Origin of the sequence: Roseivivax isoporae LMG 25204, assembly GCF_000521865.1 — a bacterium.
In the GTDB taxonomy this organism is placed as follows: Bacteria; Pseudomonadota; Alphaproteobacteria; order Rhodobacterales; family Rhodobacteraceae; genus Roseivivax; species Roseivivax isoporae.
This window is the reverse complement of record NZ_JAME01000177.1, coordinates 1-376: the sequence shown is the minus strand read 5'-3', so window position 1 is coordinate 376 and position 376 is coordinate 1. Positions and strand designations below refer to the sequence as shown.

General features: G+C 78.5%; 1 pseudogene. It reads right to left on the bottom strand.

Features of this window, described 5'->3' with window-relative positions:
- Positions 1-51 precede the first annotated feature (51 nt).
- Positions 52-376: pseudogene (locus tag RISW2_RS25315) on the bottom strand (propanediol utilization protein); the annotation flags it as partial.

Below are 376 nucleotides of genomic sequence, written 5' to 3'. Positions count from 1 at the left end.
AGCCCACCGCCCCGTCGACGAGGAGCGCCACGAGCATCGCGCCGGCCAGACTCATGTCCCGCCCCCGGTGCGGAAGGTCACGACGCAGGAAAATCCCGCCGCGCCGAGCGCCGCCGCGGCGCGCGCGGGCGCGGTGCCGGGCGCGAAGACCAGGGCGCGGGCCGACCCGGTGTGTGCGCGCGCGACGCCGAGCGCGCCGAGGGTGATGCCGAGCGCCTCCGTCGGGTCGTCCGCGGGCCCCCGGAGCCGCGTGGTCCGGCGCAGCGATTCCGTGGCGATCGCCGCGCGTTCGGCCAGGTCCGCGCCCGCGTCGCGCCAGCGCGCGACGAGGTCAGCGATGTCGGGAAAGTCGAGGTCCTCGGGCCGCGTGCGCTCC